The following is a 16939-nucleotide window of genomic DNA, read 5'->3' as shown; positions in this document are numbered from 1 at the left end:
TCATGTAACGGACCGTCATGACATCGTCCGTTTGAAACGACGACGGCATAAAACCGCCAGTCGATTCCATTCTCTAGTGTTGGCAAAGCCCCTAATAGATGGACCTTCGCCCGCCCGACTTACCTCATAGTATTGAGTATCTCACCGAAGCGCTGGTCACTCATGCACACAGACTCAACTAGAGCGCCTTGATTTAAAACAATGATCCGGTCGCAAATCCGCGCTTCGCGCTGGATATGTGTTGCAACCAGTAGCGTGTGTCCGCCCGCCTGCGCCCGCAGTCGATTCAGCACGTCTTCAGCGGTTGTCGCGTCCAGTCCTTCGGTCGGTTCATCGAGAAGCCACAAGGACGATTCGCTCAGGAAAAGGCGGGCCAGAGCCAGACGTCGCGCTTGCCCGCCGGACAATCCCAGGCCGCCCTCGCCCAGCATCGTGTCGAGGCTTGCTGGCAGCGTCTCGACGAAGTCTGCAAGACCGGCTGTGCGCAAAGCCTGCATCAGCGTTGTGTCGTCTGCATTCGGCTTGGCCAGTCGCAGATTGTCGCGAAGGCTGTCCTGAAACAGTTCCGTGCGCTGGGTCAGCAAACTACTGGCCAGCGCTTCTGCGCTGCCACTTGTCGCCGCGATTTCGCCTGCGAGCACGTTGAAGAGTGTCGATTTGCCAGCGCCGCTGGTTCCGACAATGGCGACACGCTCGCCCGTTTCGACGGTCAGGTTGATCGCCTTCAAGGCATCGACGACCGCGTCTTCATGGCGGACAGAGAGATTACGAAGCTCCACAGCCACGCCATCCGGCGGCGGGGGCAGACTGGCTATCACTGCATCGTCGCGCAATTGCGGCCCAACGCGACGCGCAGCCAGAATGGTGCGCCCCAGTTCCATCGCGCCGCGCCGCAGCGCTGCAAATGGTTCCATTGCGCCGAGAATAACCAGCATCGCCAAGGCGGCGACCGGAGCGCCGATTGTCCCGGACTGAACAAGCCAGCCAGCGCCGATCAGGCCGCCAGCCAGAAGTGCGGCATGCGCCACACCGAAACCCGCACCGGTTCGGATCTCAACGCGATTGAGGGTGCGGTCAGCCGCAGCCACATAACCATCTGCCCGGATGAGAGCATCATTTTGCGCCTGCATCCGCCCAGCCATGAGCAATTCCGTCTGGCCCGCAACCAGATCGACCGTGCGGGCGCGCAGTGCTTCCGTGCCCTTGGCGCGCCTGCGCATCGGCATTTCCGAACGCCGCGCAGCCAATAGAGGCAGGCTCAAGCCGACGATCAGAAGCACAAGTGCAACGGCAAGCCCGAACAACGGATGCATCAGTGCCAGCGCAAGACCTGCCACCAATGCGGTTGCAAGTGCAGCACCTATCGGCACGACGACACGCAGATAAAGCGAATCCAGCGCATCGATATCCGCAGTCAGACGGAATAGAAGCCGTGCCGGTCGCTTTAAAAGTGCATTGGCTGCGGCGGGTTTTGCCCAACTGCGAAACAGCTTTTCGCGCAATGCCGCCAGAATGGCGAGCGTTGTATCATGGGTGACAAGACGTTCGAGATAACGTGCACCCGTCCGCACAATTGCCAGGAACCGGATACCCGCTGCCGGTGCAAAGACATCGAACACAATAGCTGTAGCTACACTCAAGCCTGCAATGGCCGTTGCCGTGATAAACCAGCCAGAGAGGCCGAGCAGCGCGATACCAGCCAGAACAGTGACCGTCGCGGCTGCAATGCCAGCATAAAGAGCAGCACCGTTGGTTCTAAAAAACAGGCGCAGGATTGGGCGGAGTGCTTGCAGACCGTTCATTCGGCTGCCCTCCTCTGCCAAACCGGATCACTATCCTGACAAGAGTCCAAGCGTATGATGCGGTCCATCCTGCACGCCAGTCCCTCATCATGGGTGGCGACAATCAGGGTCTTGCCCTTGGCCAGCCGCAACAGGCTGTCGGCAATATGCCTGGCTGTCTCACTGTCGAGATGAGCCGTCGGCTCGTCGGCAAGGATAATATCGGCCTTGGGATCGACCGCGATGCGAGCCAGCGCGAGCCGCAAGGCTTCCCCGCCCGAAAGCCCGGCCCCGTTTTCACCGATAACACCGTTGCCGGTGATGCCCGCGACATGTGTCAGCGCCATATCATCAATGATGGTCGCGATCGGTCTGGCCGAAGCTTCACGTCCGAGCGTGATATTATGACGTGCGGAGCCTGCAAAAATATGCGGCTTTTGCCCCACCCAGCTCATACGCTGGCGCAAGACCGTCGCATTTTCGGGCATCAAGCTCGTGCCACCGATCCGTATTGCGCCTGTTTGCGGCGCTGCCAGTCCGGCGATCAACGCCAGAATGGTGGACTTGCCATAACCGCTCGGCGCAAGCAGCGCGACATGCTCCCCCGCCTCGATTGTCAGGTTGAAATCTGTCAAAACCGAAGGACCTACCGGATATTGAAAACCGATATCGTGCAATTGAACGGAGGGGTCCGTTTCCTCCGGTTCGCGTGCCGTGACGCTGCTGCTGCCGACAACCGGCATGGAATGACGGCTGAGCTTTTCCAGCGCATCAACGGCGGCTTCGCCGGATGCACGGTCATGCCAGACGGCGGAAAGGTCGCGCAGCGGTTCAAAGAAGGCGGGCGACAGAAGAAGGATAAACAAGCCTTCGCCGAGCGTCAGCTGGTGTCCCCAAGCGCCAAACTGCAAGGTGCCAAGCAAGTGAAAGCCGATATAAACGGCCACCATGGCTACGCCAAGTGCTGCAAAAAGCTCCAGTACGGCGGAAGACAGGAATGCAATTCGCAGAACTTTCATTGTTTTCGTGCGCAGGGTCTCAGCATTATCACGCAGCCGCGTGGCGGTCGCATCCACGGCGTGAAAACTGCGGATCGTCGTCAGTCCGCGCAGGCGGTCGAGCAGAAAACCATTCATGCCGCCGAGCGCTATAAGCTGCTTTTCGCTGGCGGCTTTCGCACGCCAGCCAATGAGCGCCATGAAAATCGGTATCAGAGGCGCTGCAACCAGCAAAACCAGTGCTGCCGCCCATGAAAACCAGAAGACGGCCAGCAGGATCGCCAGTGGCACCAGCATGACCCGAATGCGCACCGGCAGGAAACGCGACAGATAGGGCACAACCATTTCCGCCTGTTCGGCGAGAATGCTCGCTGCCTCGCCCGACGATGGCCGGGCTGTGTCGAGCGGAGAACGGTTGGAAAATGCTGCGAAAGCCCGTTCGCGCAAGGCCGTCAGTTCGGCGCGGGCGGCATCGAATGCCTTGGCCGCGCCAGCACCGTCGATCAGACTGCGCAGGCAACCCAGCAAGAATATGCCAAGCGCTGCATAATAAATTCTGTTGTCGAAACCCGTATCGGCGAGACATCCGATGGCATAGGCAATCAGCCCTGCCTGCGGCAGCCACAGAAGTGCTGCCAGTGCCTGAAGATTTGCCCCCCGCCGAAGCATGGCCGGAACTGGCCGACGCTCAGAACGACGCCTGGAAGGACTGGAGCGGCGTTTGCTGCCTGTCGCCTTTCCGTCGTCTGGCGTCAGATTTTCCGCCAGTTGCTCCGTTTGGGGGACATCAGATGTCAATCTCGCTTAGGCTCCTTCTTGGCCGATGTTCGTCCGCGTCCCAAAGCCACGATCCTGTCGGTGGTTTCGAGGAAACGGGTTACCTTGGCACCGAGCGCCAGCAGGCTAGTCAGACGGTCCGTATCGAGCTTCTTGACGTCGTCGTACCAGTTGGTCAGCCGCTCGATCAGGCTGTACATGTCTTTCATGCGCTCCTGCGCATAACGGTCACCGTCGTCCTGCGGCGCTTCCATCAGCACTTCGCGCAGAACGGACAAGGTCGGATCAATCTCGCGCTTCTTGCGCTCTTCAGCGAGCGTGCGCAGGATCTGCCAGACATCATCCGGCGTCGTGAAGAAATCGCGACGGTCGCCGGGAATGTGCTTCAGAAGCACAAGGTTCCAGCCCTGCAGTTCGCGTATGCCCATGGAGACATTCGAGCGTGACACGCCAAGCGCGTCGACGATCTCGTCGGCGCACATGGGTTGAGGCGACAGATAAAGCAGCGCGTATATCTGCCCCACTGTGCGGTTGATGCCCCAACGGCTGCCCATCTCTCCAAAGTGGAGCACGAACGACTGAACGATTGGCGACAATTCCAAAATTCTCTCTCCCGTATTTTCTGAACTTTCAGAAATTACTGAAATCCAGATAATCTAAATGATGAAAACCTTCAATCCGCCTGACCGTCGATGCGTCGCATCCGGACAATTGGCCGCAGCCCACAGCACTCCTCCAAATGCCACCGGCCGCTCCTTCCGGACCCAACAGGCCGCAGGCAATACGCTTCAGATTCGGGAAAGAGCGAATATCGTGGCCGAACAAGAGGATATGAGTCTTTAAGCGAATCCGAAAAAGCTCAGTCCGTTCGTCCGAAAAACGATGACGGCCCCTTCTGAAAGAAGCCGCTGATTTTCCCCGTTCTGCACTGCGGAAAAGCCTAAAACGCCCCTTCCGCACCCTCAAGCATGATGTCTGCCGGCCTCAATCGGGGTCGGAAGATGAAGGCAGCTCCTTGCTGTCCTGCGTCGTGTCGCGATGGATCACGGCGCGGCTGAGCAGCATGAGCGTCACCGGCGTTGTGATGACCACAAAGACGGTAATCAATACTTCATGCAGAATCGGCTTCGATTGCAAGATGGAGAAAAATATGATCGAAGCGATCAAGATTCCTCCAGCCCCAAAAGAAGAGCCGATTGTCGGCGCGTGGATGCGTTCATAAAAGGTTTTGAAACGCACAAGGCCAATGCATCCGACGAGAGTCAGGAAAGCACCGGCGACGAGAAAAAACGAAATGAGGATAGCGGCCCAAAGCGGGATTTCGGCTGCATGGATCATTCGATCACCTCCCCGCGCATCAGGAATTTGGCGAGCGCGACGGTGGCGACAAAGCCCAGCAGCGCGATGATCAGCGCCGCTTCAAAATAGATATCGCTGCCGGTGCGGATACCAAAGGTAATCAGCAGCAGCAGCGCATTGAGATAAAGTGCGTCGGTGGCGAGCACGCGGTCCTGCGCCCGCGGGCCAATAAGCAGACGATAGACGGCGCAGCCCATGGCGGCGATCAGCATCAATTGCGCGGCGAGCAGAGACCAGAAGATGATAACGGCACTCATGCGGATTTCTCCTTCTCGACGACGTCTCCTGCCCCGAAAATCGTAATCAGCGGCTTCTCGTATTTCTGCTTGATCAGATCACGCCAGACCTGCGCCTCCTCAAGGTCGAGCACGTGAATGGTCAGTTCGCGGCGCGCGCTGTGATGATCCACCCAGGCTGTGCCGGGTGTCGCCGTCACCACGCAGGCGAGAACCGCCAGCGCCGTGCGATTTTCAAGCTCCAGCGGGATAACCACGAAACCGGGGCGGCGCTTTCTTCCAGACAGAATGATACGCGCCACTGTGATGTTCGAACTGAGAATATCGAGGCTGAAGGTGACGAAAAGCCGGAGCATCATCGGGATCGAGCGAAGGTGATTTTTCTGCGGTTCGAGCGCCGTCATGAACTGGCCGGCGAACAGCGCAATCACCACGCCGAGGATGAGCTGAGCACGGGTGAAACCATTCAGCAGCAGCCAAAACAGAAGCAGTGACGCGAACAGAAGCGGATATGGCAGGATTTTTCTCATTCTACCTCCGCCGCTTGCGAGCCCGTAGCCGTGGCCGCTTCGTGCTCAACCTTGGGAGCCTTAAGAACACTGTCGATATAATCGGACGGATGGTGCAGCGAACGCGCCGTTTCGTCCAGATAGCGCATGGCGGGACCGGCAGCGATTGTCAGCGCAAGACACAGCGCCAGCAGCCCTGCAATCGGCACCACTTCACGCACCAGAACACGCGGCACATTGCCCTCGAGCGACGCCCAGAAGGTGCGGATGCCCGTACGCGTCATGGCGATGAGTGCCGAAAGACCTGACAGCAGGATCAGCGCAATCAACGCCCAGCTTGCCGGGCTGACCGGCATGGCCAGCTGCGGCGCCGTTCCATCCCCGTTGAATACCGCGGCAAGGATCAGGAACTTGGCGATGAAGCCAGAGAACGGCGGCAAGCCGATCAGCAGAATGGCGCAGATCGCGAAGAAAGTGCCGAGGATGGCAAGAGTGGCAGGCAGCACCGCGCCAACCTCCTCTTCCTCTTCTTCCTCCTCGTCGTCGCCATAGGCTTCCATCGTCACCGCGAGAACGTTGGCGGCAGCATCCTGTCCGCGCTCGACGAGCTCGATCAACAGAAAGAATGCGGCAATCGTCAGCGTGGAACTCACCATATAGAACAATGCTGCTCCGGCCATCGCCGTATTACCGCTGCCGATGGCAGCCAAGAGCGTGCCGGAGGAAACGAGAATGCTGTAGCTTGCAAGCCTGCCCATAGCCTGCGACGCGACCACGCCAATCAGGCCGAAGGCGAGCGTGATCATGCCACCGAAATAGAGCCAGTCATTGCCGAAGCCGTAGGACGAGCCAGCGCCAATGCCGAACATCAGCGGCGACAGGCGCAACAGCACATAAATGCCGACCTTGCTCATGATCGCGAAGATCGCGGCGACGGGCGCTGCCGCCGCCGTATAGGTCGGCGCAAGCCAGAAGTTGAGCGGCCACATGCCCGCTTTTATCAGAAACGCGACACCCAGTACCGCAGCACCTGCTTCAAGGAGCATGCGGTCTTCAGGCGCAACCTGCGTAATCCTCTGCGCGAGATCAGCCATATTCAGCGTGCCGGTGACACCATAGATCAGGCTCACGCCGATCAGGAACAGCGACGACGCTACCAGATTGACCGCGATGTAATGAAGACCTGCCTTAACGCGCGCCGGACCGGAACCGTACAGCGCCAGACCATAGGATGCGGCGAGCATGACCTCGAAGAAGACGAACAGGTTGAACAGATCGCCGGTCAGGAATGCGCCGTTCAGCCCCATCAGCAAGAGCTGGAAGATCGTATGGAAATGCGGGCTGGCCTTGTGCCAATGCGCCAGCGCGAAGCTGAGCGCGGCCATGCCGAGCAGGCTTGCCAGAAGCAGCATCATCGCCGCCAGCCTGTCGAGCACCAGCACAATGCCAAACGGGGCAGGCCAGTTGCCGATAAGATAGACGATTGCTTCCGGCGCTTTTTCGCTCGCCATGCCCACAAGCGTGCAGGCAATGCCGATCAGGCCGAGCGTGGACAGCGAATTGATCGTCATCTTCAGCTTGCGGCTGCGCTCGTCGATCAACAGCAGAACCGCCGCCGTTACCAGTGGCAGAAGGATCGGAGCAACGATGAGGTGTGATTTCCAATCCATCATCAATTCTCCTTGCCGTCGACATGGTCGGTGCGTGTCAGACCGCGCGAGGCGAGCAGCACGACAAGGAAAAGCGCCGTCATGGCGAAGCCGATAACGATTGCCGTCAGCACAAGCGCCTGCGGCACCGGATCGGTATATTGAGCCGCCTGCACGTCAACGCCGGAACCCAGAACCGGCGGCGCGTTGGAACGCAGCCGTCCCATCGAAAAGATGAACAGATTAACCGCATAAGAGATCAGCGACAGGCCGATCGCCACCTGGAACGTGCGCGGGCGCAACACCAGCCAGACGCCGGACGCCATCAGCACACCGATTGCGAGAGCAAGAACCAGCTCCATCAGTTCTCCTCCTTCGCAGTCGCTGCGGCGAGCTTCTCGACGCGATGTTTACGGATCGATTGGTGCGCCAGTGCAATCAGGACGATAACGGTTGCACCCACAACGAGCGTGAAAACGCCGAAATCGAACAGCAAGGCGCTTGCCATCGGCATTTTTCCGACATGTGGTATCTCCACATATTGGAAGAATGTGGTCAGGAACGGATAGCCGAACAACCACGCGCCTGAGCCGGTTGCCGCAGCGCTCAGCAAGCCGATGCCGATCCAGCGCAGCGGCAGAATGCGCAGCCTGTCTTCAACCCAACGCGTTCCGGCAGCCAGATATTGCAGGATGAAGGCAATCGCCAGCGCAACACCGGCCGCAAAACCGCCGCCCGGCAGATCATGCCCACGCAGGAACAGATGCACGGCCAGAACAATGATCACCGGGAACAGCCACTGCATGATAACCGACGGCACGGCCAGGTAATCGTTCAGCGTTTCACCCGCCTTGCGATCCGGCATGGCTTCATCATAGGCGTCCTGAATCTTCTGCTGCGCAGTCGAGCCGGTGGAATCCGGTGCGGGACGGAAACGACGCAGCAGTGCGAAGACAGTCAGGCCAACAATGCCGAGAACGGCAATTTCACCGAACGTATCGAAGGCGCGGAAATCAACCAGAATGACATTCACGACATTCTTGCCGCCGCCGCCCGAATAGGCGTTCTGCAGGAAATAGTCGCCAATGCTGTTGGGCGACGGGCGCGTCATCATCGCATAGGCAATAACCGAAACGCCGACGCCACTGGCAACCGCCAGCAAAAGATCGCGATAGCGGCGGATGCGTGGGCCGATCTTCACCGGAATGGGATCCGGATCTTCCCAACGCTTGGGCAGCCAGCGCAGGCCAAGCAACAACAGAACTGTGGTGACGATTTCCACCAGAAGCTGCGTCACCGCAAGGTCGGGTGCAGACAGCCAGACGAAGGTGATGCAGGTGATGAGCCCTGCCCCTCCAAGCAGTATCAGCGCGGCCAGACGGTGATACTTGGCCTGATAGGCTGCACCAACCGCACAGGCGCAACCCAGCGCCCAGAGACCCGCGAAAATCGGATCGACCGGCTGCGCGCCCAAAGTGCCGGAGCGCAAGCTGCCCTCGATCAACGGCCACCCGGCAACCACAACGGCCACCGCAACAATGATGCGCAACTGCGGCTGCAAGCGACGCGTGCTCAGGAAATTTTCGGCCTTACGCGCCCAGTTCCACGACAGTGTCACCAGAACACGCTCGAAAATACGCTGGCCTTGCAGATGACGGAAGAGTGGCGGACCATCCTCGCTGGTGGCCAGATAGTTTTTCAGGAGCCAATGCAGCAACACGCCGCCGATCATCGCGATGATACTCATCGTTAGCGGCAGATTGAAACCATGCCAGACCGAGAGGCTGTATTCCGGTGTCGCATCGCCCAGTACGGAGCGAACAGCCGAATGCAGGAATGGACCAATCGACAACCCGGGAACGATACCGATCAAAAGGCAGAGCATCACCAGAAGCTCGATGGGACGACGCATCCAGTGCGGCGGCTCATGCGGCTCGTGCGGCAGATCGTGCGGCGGCGGCCCGAAGAACGTCGAGTAGATGAAACGGATCGAATAGGCCACCGTGAAAATACTGGCGAGCGTCGCCACATAGGGCGTGATCGTATCGAGCCAAGATGCGAGATGCGTTTCGACCGCCTCGGCAAAGAACATTTCCTTGGAAATGAAGCCGTTCAGCAGCGGGACGCCAGCCATGGCCGCACTCGCCACCATGGCAAGTGTCGCCGTATAGGGCATTAATCGGAACAAACCGCTCAGGCGGCGCATATCGCGTGTGCCCGTTTCGTGGTCGATAATGCCCGCCGCCATGAAAAGCGACGCCTTGAAGATGGCATGGTTGACCATGTGGAAGATCGCAGCCACCGCAGCAAGCGGGCTTCCAAGGCTCAAAAGCGCGGTGATAAGGCCAAGATTGCTGATCGTGGAATAAGCGAGCAGCCCTTTGAGATCCTGCTGGAACACGGCGAAGAAACTTGCCAGCAAAAGGGTTATCAGGCCCGCCGAGCCCAGTATCCAGAACCATTCCTCAGTTCCGGCGAGCACCGGCCACAGACGGGCAAGCAGAAACACACCTGCCTTCACCATGGTTGCCGAATGGAGATAGGCCGAAACAGGTGTCGGCGCTGCCATCGCGTTCGGCAGCCAGAAATGGAACGGAAACTGCGCGCTTTTGGTGAAAGCAGCAAGCAGGATCAAAACAAGCGCAACCGTATAAAGCGGATGGGTGCGAACCTCGTTGCCCGCTGTGAGCACCACATCGAGATCATAGCTGCCCACGATATGGCCGAGCAGCAGCATACCGGCGAGCAGACAGAAGCCGCCAATACCCGTAACCGTCAGCGCCATACGCGCGCCATCGCGTGCACTGGCATTGTGATACCAGTAGCCGATGAGCAGGAACGAGAAGATGCTCGTCAGTTCCCAGAAGACGGCAAGCAGAATGATATTGCCGGACAGAACGACGCCGAGCATCGAGCCCATAAACGACAATAGGAAAGAGAAGAAACGCGGCACCGGATCGTCCGGAGACATGTAATAGCGCGCATAAATCACGACCAGAAGGCCAATGCCGGTGATCAGCATGGCGAACAGCCAGGCGAAACCATCCATGCGTAGCGTTACATTGAGTCCATAGGCGGGTAGCCATTCAACTGTGCCGCGCAGAACCTTTCCGTCCGAGACAATCGGATAAAGGCTGGCTGTAAGAATGAAGGCGACGAGAGCGATGGCTGCCGTAAACCAAGCGGAACCGCTTCGGTCGGCGCCCCTGAAAAGACCCGTGATGACGCTGCCAATAAAAGGAAGAAGGACAAGCAGGAAAAGCATTCTGCCGTCCATCGTCATGCGCCCAAGGCCTCCAATCCGCTCTTACGTTTTATAATCACACACATCTCGTCCGAAAGCTGTTCACACTTTTCGGGATGCGCTCCATTTTGTCTTAATTTCCGGGCGCAAAACCGTCAGGCATTTGCTGGAAACATAGGGTCAACTGATCCGGCGCATGCGCAGCTCAGGCAAGCAGCAACTGAAATGCTCCGGTCAGATGTTGTGAGGAATCATATATTCCAATGTCGTTATTATGACCGGGCCGCCAATATATTGGCAATAGCTTTCGATTGTTTATATGGGACAAATCAGAGGCTTATCGCAATTTTCTGACTTTTTTACCGTTGAAGGCGATGCGAATCTCTTTCTTTCGCCGCGAGCCTGCCCCTACAACCTTACCTTGAAGGGCAAGTTGCCACGAAAATCTTACAGGCGAATGACCAATCGAAGGTGTGCCATCTGAAAGATTCTTTTTAGGTTCAGCCTTCGAGCAGCGCGTCCACGAGCTTGGCCACCTGAACGCGGATATCCGGAACAGCGGTCGACTCCCAGAAAACGCCTTTTGTGACCGGACCAATTGCGAAGAAGGAGCCTGACGGCTCGCCGCGCGCGTTGATCAACTGGAAATCCCTGGTCACATCCAGACCGAGATCGAGCGCATCTGGCTTGCCCAGCCCATGCTCCATCAAGCCGAGCAGTGCCGGATTACGCGTTGTCGAGAACCGTGCATTACCGCCACGGCAATCAATAATTGTTGCGATTTTCAGCTTGTGAAACAAACCGGTATGACGTTCGCGATAGCGGATCGTCATATCCCCCTCGTTTTCCTGCACTGAAAGAAGCCGCCCGGCAGCAATCTCAAGCTGTCCTGAAGCGCGCGCCGCATCGATGCGATCAGCGACGGCAGGCGCCATACGGTGGCGATGTGTGTCCCACCAGGGACGCAGATGGCGCAAAAAACTCTCGCGTTGCGCCACCGGTAGCCGCGTCCATATATGCTGGGTGTGCGGCCGCAACGCATCCATAACCGCACGCCAGTTCGAACCGGAGCTTTCGGCTTCCTGCATCAGCGAACGAACGCGACGCAGCAGGCCGACAATGCCGGAAGCGACAAACAGTGAATCGGTATCGACCTTGAAAGGCTCCACAGGAACGTGACGCGCAGGCACCAGTCCACGCCTTGATATTGCGTGTATCGGTCCCCGATGGCCACGATCGAGCAACGACAATACGCTATCGACCATGGACAGTCCGGTCCCGAAGATCGCGACCGGCACATCCGCTGGAATGTCGAAATAGCCTTTGCTGGACCAGTATTCAGCGACATTCGCGCCGGAAACGGCGATTGCCGTTTCATTGCCCGACGCGACAATGACCGCGTCTGCCGAAACAACTTCGCCCGAATCCGCGACAACCGCAGGCCTGCCGCCTTCCAGACGGACATCGACAACCTCGCGTGGGTCGACAACCAGTCTCGCTGAAGCGCCAGTGCGATAGTCTTCCACAAGCTCGTTCAGATAATCGCGATAGAGCCTGCGTGGCGCAAAAGACTGCGGCTGCCACTCATTGGCGATTGGCGCGCTTGCAGCTATTTGCCGAGCTTGGAGCCAGTTCAGGAAATGATCGGGGCTGCTCGGAAACGCGCTCATATTGTTTGCGCGAACATTGAGAAGATGGCTGGGGTTTTCCGTGGAATAAGCGATTCCCCTGCCAATCTGGCCCGACCGTTCGAAAATACGAACCATCGTGTCGCGCGAACGCTCCAGCAACTGCGCCGCAAGAATGACGCCGCTCGCGCCGCCGCCGATAATGACAAAAGACTTCAAACTATCGTGACCTATCCCTGTTCGCGATGGTTTTGCCCTTTGAACGGCTCCCATCGTCCTTCCCAAAATCACACTAATTTAATAAGATTCCAACATCGTACCCAAGATGTAAACCCCGCTTTCGCAGGGAAATTTCCCGAAGCGCCCAAGCTCCTCCCCGCTTTATCTGGCCAATATGGAAACAATGGCGGCTTCACAATCCCTATTTGTTGACAGTGTGTCGCTGAAAAACGGGCTGGCGTTGAAGGGTTTTACCCCAATATCTTGGGGCACGACATGAATGTAACTTCTGGACATTCTGCATCAATTGATGCGTCAGGAAGTTCACAATCTACAGCAACATCAGGATTAGACGAATGAACAACAGCCATCTCGCATCCATCAAGAAGCGTCGCACCCAGTATGCTCTCGGCAAGAACCTCCCGCTTACCAAGGAACAGGTTGCAGAACTGGTCCGCGAAGCCGTCAAGCATACGCCTTCGTCGTTCAACTCCCAGAGCTCGCGTGCAGTCGTCCTGTTTGGCGCTGAAAGCGACAAGCTGTGGAACATCGCCAAGGAAGAACTGCGTAAGATCGTTCCTGCCGATGCCTTTGCACAGTCGGAAGCCAAGCTCGACAGCTTTGCAGCCGGTGCAGGCACGGTTCTGTTCTTTGAAGACCAGAACGTCGTGAAGGGCCTTCAGGAAAAGTTCGCACTTTATGCCGACAACTTCCCTGTCTGGTCGGAACAGTCTGGCGGTATGGCTCAGCATTCGGTCTGGACCGCCCTCTCCGACGCTGGTATCGGCGCGAGCCTGCAGCACTACAACCCGCTGATCGACACAGAAGTCGCCAAGACCTGGGATATTCCGTCGTCGTGGAAGCTTCGCGCGCAGATGCCGTTCGGCTCCAACGAACAGCCTTTCGGCGAAAAAGCCTTCATGGATGATGGCGATCGCTTCAAGGTATTCGGCTGATCCCGGATTTCAGAATATGAGACAGGGCCGGAGATTTTCTCCGGCCTTTTCTTTTTTGCGGGCACAATAGTGCCGGATCGACGCACTCTATATTGTGAACCTTCCCCAAATAGGAATCTAATGGCGCAGCGCCAGAGCGAGTCGTGAACATCCGGCTGCTCGGAAGATGAGGCGCATTTTCTATGCATGGTCCGGCCCAAACGATGGCCGAGACCGAAGGGGAAATTGCATGACCACCGGAATCCTGTCCATCAATCACCGCCTCCATGGCAATACCGCCTCCAGAACGAGCCTCAAAACCGGCTTTGCACAGCGTCTGTTGCGCAGCACAATTCCTGCCGCGCTGGCCTTTGGCCTGTTGCTGTCGGCAGCGCCGAAAGCAGTGCAAGCCGCCACGCCAGCCGATACGCTTGTCATCGCCATGGGTATTGATGACGTCATTTCGCTCGATCCCGCGGAGATTTTCGAAATCACCACGTCGGAAGTGCTCACCAGCACCTATGAGCGTCTCGTGACGACGGACACCAAGGATCCAACCAAGATCATCCCGCAGATTGCCGAAAGCTGGACGTTCTCGGACGATGGCCGCTCGATCACTTTCAAGATTCGCAAAGGCCTGAAATTCGCCTCCGGCAATCCGTTGACGGCACAGGACGCAGCCTATTCGCTGCAACGCGCGATCAAGCTCGACAAGAGCCCGGCATTCATTCTGAGCCAGTTCGGCCTGACGCGCGACAATGCGGACCAGAACATCGTAGCTCCTGATGACGAAACGCTGATCTTCACGACTGGAAAAGCGTTTGCGCCGAGCTTCGTTTTGAACTGCCTGACCTCCAGCGTTGCGTCCATCGTGGACAGCAAGCTGGTCAAGGAGCACGAGCAGAAAGCGGAAAAGACCGATGCTTATCCTTACGATACCGACTTCGGCTATGAATGGCTGAAGACCGGTTATGCCGGATCCGGCCCATTTGCGTTGAAGCAGTGGCGCGCCAATGAAGTGCTGCTTCTCGAACGCAACGAAAATTATGCCGACGCCAAGCCCGCTATGAAGCGGGTCATCTATCGTCACGTGAAGGAAGGCAGTTCGCAGCGTCTGCTCTTGCAGGCAGGCGATATCGATATTGCACGCAACCTTGAACCCGGCGATCTGGAAACGCTGAGCAAGGACGACAAGTATCACGTACTCGCGGCTCCGAAGGGACGCGTCTATTATCTCGTTGCAAACCAGAATGTACCGGAACTGGCCAAGCCGGAAGTGCGCCAGGCAATCAAATATCTCATCGATTACAACACCATCGAATCCCAGCTCATCAAGGGCATTGGCCGCACACATCAATCCTTCCTGCCAACTGGCATGTTCGGCGCGGTGGATGACAAGCCTTTCACCTATGACGTCGACAAGGCCAAGGAACTACTGGCCAAAGCCGGATTGAAAGACGGCTTCAAGGTAACGCTTGATGTCCGCAACACGCAGCCCGGCGTCGGCATTGCGGAAAACATCCAGCAGACCATGCGCAAGGCCGGTATCGATGTGGAAATTCTGCAAGGCGACGGCAAGCTGACCACGACCAAGGTGCGTGCACGCAAGCATCAGCTCGCACTCGGCATCTGGGGTCCGGATTATTGGGACCCGCATACCAATGCTGTGACCTTCACCAACAATCCGAATAATGGTGAAGATGTATCCATGCGTACCAATGCCTGGCAGGCGCATTGGGAGATTCCGGAACTGACGGCTGAAACCATGGCGGCTGCCGAGGAGCGCGACACGGCCAAGCGCGAGGCTATGTATCACGATCTTCAGAAGAAGTTTCAGGAGACCAGCCCGTTCGCGATCCTCTATCAGCAGATCGAAACGGCTGTGACCGGCGCAAATGTGCATGGTTTCAACATGGTTGCCGACGCCAACTACGTTCAGACGGTGACCAAGGACTAATCAAAAAGACCGGGCATCCAGCGATGCCCGGTCTTCTCTTTTAAACCACTGCGATTTGTTATTTCTGATCGTCGAAACTGAATGGCGGCAATTGCACAAGCGCTGACTTCAGTGCTTCGGACCAGCTTTCCGATACCGTCTGGTAATAGGGATCCGTTGCCTCAAAGCGCCGCTGCATGCCCGTCTTGAGGCTGTCGGTTTCGTAAATCTGCATGTCCAGCGGAAGCCCGACAGAGAGATTGGCCTTCAGCGTGGAATCGAAAGAGACGAGCAGCAACTTCACTGCTTCCTCGAAGCTCATATCCTGCTGATAGGCGCGCACCAGAATGGGCTTGCCATATTTGTTCTCACCGATCTGGAAGAACGGCGTATCGACCGAGCTTTCGATGAAATTGCCTTCCGGATAGATATAGAACAGGCGCGGCTGGCCGCCCTTGATTTGTCCACCCAGAATGAAGGAAGCACCGAATGCATCGGCCGCCTTCTGGCCACCGGTCGCGGAATTCTGGATCACTTCCTTGACCGTATCACCGATCAGCCGCGCGACCTGAAACATGGAGGGTGCATCGAATACCGACGGGTGGCGGTCGGCAGGCGCCTTCATCCGCTCTTCGAGAAGGCTGGCGACGGATTGGGTCGTGGCAAGATTGCCAGCCGAGAGCAGGACGATGACGCGGTCGCCGGGCTTCGACCAGCTCCGCATCTTGGAAAATGTGGAAATATTATCGAGCCCCGCATTCGTCCGGGTATCGGACATGAACACAAGGCCACGATCAGTTTTCATTCCAACGCAATAGGTCATCGGCAGTATCCGGCAGGCATTATCATCGTTCTTGTCCGATCACTGCCCTACATTGATGTGAACCGCAAGGGTTTCAGCCGTTCCACCAAGCCGAACGCCCGAAATTGGAGCTGCATCGCGATAATCGAGCCCCGTCGCCAGACGCACATAGCGGTCATTCGGGCAAATATTGTTGGCCGCATCGAATCCGACCCAGCCGAGCCCATCGATATGCGCTTCGGCCCAGGCATGACTTGCAGTCTGGTCTTCCACGCCCTCCATCATGAGATAGCCGGAGACATAACGCGCCGGAATGCCGAGGAGCCGCGCAGCCGACAGGAAGATGTGGCTGTGGTCCTGACAAACCCCTTTGCCCGCGCCGAGCGCCGTTTCCGCATCAGTGAAAACGCTGGTCGTGCCGGGCACATAGGCGACAGAACCATGGACGCGGTTCATCAGATCGTGAAGCAGCGCAAGCCGCTCCTGCCCGGTTGAAAGTTCACCCGCCAGCGCGCGAATGCCCTCACCCGGCAGGGTCAATTCGGTTTCGCGCTCAAACAGCCACAATGGCGCATAGCCATAGACAGGCCCGAGCACGCCGACGCGGTCTTCCACTTCGACACTGCCGCTGGCGGTAATGATGATCTCGCTGATATTGCGATGGTGCTGCACCAGATCGGTCTTGTTGCCAAAACCATCGACATAAGAGACTTCCGGCTCGCCGCCCTCGATCTTCAGCTCCCAGTGCTTCACCACCTGTCCCGGCACGGTTGGCGGCCGCAAACGCAAACGCTGCACCGCATAGGGCACCGGATGTTCATAAGCGTAATGCGAAACGTGCCGGATATTAAGATGCAAGCGAGGAC

At 57.6% G+C, this 16939-nt stretch carries 14 protein-coding genes; 2 read left to right on the top strand and 12 right to left on the bottom strand.

Annotated features, from left to right (window positions below; genetic code table 11):
• Positions 1-119: 119 nt before the first annotated feature.
• From cydC to QBD01_RS11095, 10 genes are all read right to left on the bottom strand, one after another.
• Positions 120-1802 carry a thiol reductant ABC exporter subunit CydC gene (cydC, locus tag QBD01_RS11140; RefSeq protein WP_280992823.1) on the bottom strand — a complete coding sequence of 561 codons (1683 nt, stop codon included), beginning with the start codon at positions 1800-1802 and terminating at the stop codon, positions 120-122.
• A complete protein-coding gene (gene cydD, locus QBD01_RS11135; protein WP_280992822.1) occupies positions 1799-3577 on the bottom strand; it encodes a thiol reductant ABC exporter subunit CydD in 1779 nt (592 codons plus the stop codon). Before cydD ends, cydC begins: the two co-directional genes overlap by 4 nt.
• Positions 3574-4158 carry a GbsR/MarR family transcriptional regulator gene (locus QBD01_RS11130; protein ID WP_171058827.1) on the bottom strand — a complete coding sequence of 195 codons (585 nt, stop codon included), beginning with the start codon at positions 4156-4158 and terminating at the stop codon, positions 3574-3576. The genes cydD and QBD01_RS11130 overlap by 4 nt, the downstream gene beginning before the upstream one ends.
• A 382-nt stretch (positions 4159-4540) precedes the next feature.
• Complete coding sequence (gene mnhG, locus QBD01_RS11125; RefSeq protein ID WP_078337010.1) at positions 4541-4894, bottom strand: monovalent cation/H(+) antiporter subunit G; 354 nt, start codon at positions 4892-4894, stop codon at positions 4541-4543.
• Positions 4891-5172: a K+/H+ antiporter subunit F gene (locus QBD01_RS11120; protein WP_182520527.1), complete on the bottom strand. Its 282-nt coding sequence runs from the start codon at positions 5170-5172 to the stop codon at positions 4891-4893. The genes mnhG and QBD01_RS11120 overlap by 4 nt, the downstream gene beginning before the upstream one ends.
• A complete protein-coding gene (locus QBD01_RS11115; RefSeq protein ID WP_280992821.1) occupies positions 5169-5681 on the bottom strand; it encodes a Na+/H+ antiporter subunit E in 513 nt (170 codons plus the stop codon). Before QBD01_RS11115 ends, QBD01_RS11120 begins: the two co-directional genes overlap by 4 nt.
• Positions 5678-7330, bottom strand: coding sequence for a monovalent cation/H+ antiporter subunit D (locus tag QBD01_RS11110; RefSeq protein WP_280992884.1), 1653 nt, complete (start codon positions 7328-7330; stop codon positions 5678-5680). The genes QBD01_RS11115 and QBD01_RS11110 overlap by 4 nt, the downstream gene beginning before the upstream one ends.
• Positions 7331-7332: 2 nt before the next feature.
• The gene (locus QBD01_RS11105; protein WP_182520529.1) at positions 7333-7671 is read right to left on the bottom strand and encodes a Na+/H+ antiporter subunit C; all 339 of its coding nucleotides are present in this window, start codon (positions 7669-7671) and stop codon (positions 7333-7335) included.
• Positions 7671-10592, bottom strand: coding sequence for a monovalent cation/H+ antiporter subunit A (locus QBD01_RS11100; RefSeq protein ID WP_280992819.1), 2922 nt, complete (start codon positions 10590-10592; stop codon positions 7671-7673). Before QBD01_RS11100 ends, QBD01_RS11105 begins: the two co-directional genes overlap by 1 nt.
• Positions 10593-11053: 461 nt before the next feature.
• Positions 11054-12400: an FAD/NAD(P)-binding protein gene (locus tag QBD01_RS11095; RefSeq protein ID WP_280992818.1), complete on the bottom strand. Its 1347-nt coding sequence runs from the start codon at positions 12398-12400 to the stop codon at positions 11054-11056.
• A gap of 356 nt (positions 12401-12756) precedes the next feature.
• Here QBD01_RS11095 and QBD01_RS11090 point away from each other — a divergent pair, with 356 nt between their 5' ends.
• Both QBD01_RS11090 and QBD01_RS11085 read left to right on the top strand, forming a co-directional pair.
• Complete coding sequence (locus QBD01_RS11090) at positions 12757-13356, top strand: nitroreductase family protein (RefSeq protein WP_280992817.1); 600 nt, start codon at positions 12757-12759, stop codon at positions 13354-13356.
• Between the two features lie 229 nt (positions 13357-13585).
• Complete coding sequence (locus QBD01_RS11085) at positions 13586-15292, top strand: ABC transporter substrate-binding protein (RefSeq protein WP_280992816.1); 1707 nt, start codon at positions 13586-13588, stop codon at positions 15290-15292.
• Positions 15293-15350: 58 nt separating this feature from the next.
• On the opposite strand, the gene QBD01_RS11080 is transcribed toward QBD01_RS11085, so the two are convergent.
• On the bottom strand, positions 15351-16094 hold the full coding sequence (locus QBD01_RS11080; RefSeq protein ID WP_078337019.1) for a proteasome-type protease: 744 nt from the start codon (positions 16092-16094) through the stop codon (positions 15351-15353).
• A gap of 39 nt (positions 16095-16133) precedes the next feature.
• Positions 16134-16931, bottom strand: coding sequence for a transglutaminase family protein (locus QBD01_RS11075; RefSeq protein ID WP_280992815.1), 798 nt, complete (start codon positions 16929-16931; stop codon positions 16134-16136).
• Positions 16932-16939 lie beyond the last annotated feature (8 nt).

Origin of the sequence: Ochrobactrum sp. 19YEA23 (assembly GCF_029909865.1) — a bacterium.
GTDB lineage: Bacteria > Pseudomonadota > Alphaproteobacteria > Rhizobiales > Rhizobiaceae > Brucella > Brucella gambitense.
This window is presented reverse-complemented; position numbering and strand designations above follow the sequence as displayed.

Excerpts from the sequence above, each read along its gene's own strand:
- cydC (WP_280992823.1), bottom strand. The coding sequence starts at position 1,802 with ATGAACGGTCTGCAAGCACTCCGCCCAATCCTGCGCCTGTTTTTTAGA.
- mnhG (WP_078337010.1), bottom strand. The coding sequence starts at position 4,894 with ATGATCCATGCAGCCGAAATCCCGCTTTGGGCCGCTATCCTCATTTCG.
- QBD01_RS11120 (WP_182520527.1), bottom strand. The coding sequence starts at position 5,172 with ATGAGTGCCGTTATCATCTTCTGGTCTCTGCTCGCCGCGCAATTGATG.
- QBD01_RS11115 (WP_280992821.1), bottom strand. The coding sequence starts at position 5,681 with ATGAGAAAAATCCTGCCATATCCGCTTCTGTTCGCGTCACTGCTTCTG.
- QBD01_RS11110 (WP_280992884.1), bottom strand. The coding sequence starts at position 7,330 with ATGGATTGGAAATCACACCTCATCGTTGCTCCGATCCTTCTGCCACTG.
- QBD01_RS11105 (WP_182520529.1), bottom strand. The coding sequence starts at position 7,671 with ATGGAGCTGGTTCTTGCTCTCGCAATCGGTGTGCTGATGGCGTCCGGC.
- QBD01_RS11100 (WP_280992819.1), bottom strand. The coding sequence starts at position 10,592 with ATGACGATGGACGGCAGAATGCTTTTCCTGCTTGTCCTTCTTCCTTTT.
- QBD01_RS11090 (WP_280992817.1), top strand. The coding sequence starts at position 12,757 with ATGAACAACAGCCATCTCGCATCCATCAAGAAGCGTCGCACCCAGTAT.
- QBD01_RS11085 (WP_280992816.1), top strand. The coding sequence starts at position 13,586 with ATGACCACCGGAATCCTGTCCATCAATCACCGCCTCCATGGCAATACC.
- QBD01_RS11080 (WP_078337019.1), bottom strand. The coding sequence starts at position 16,094 with ATGACCTATTGCGTTGGAATGAAAACTGATCGTGGCCTTGTGTTCATG.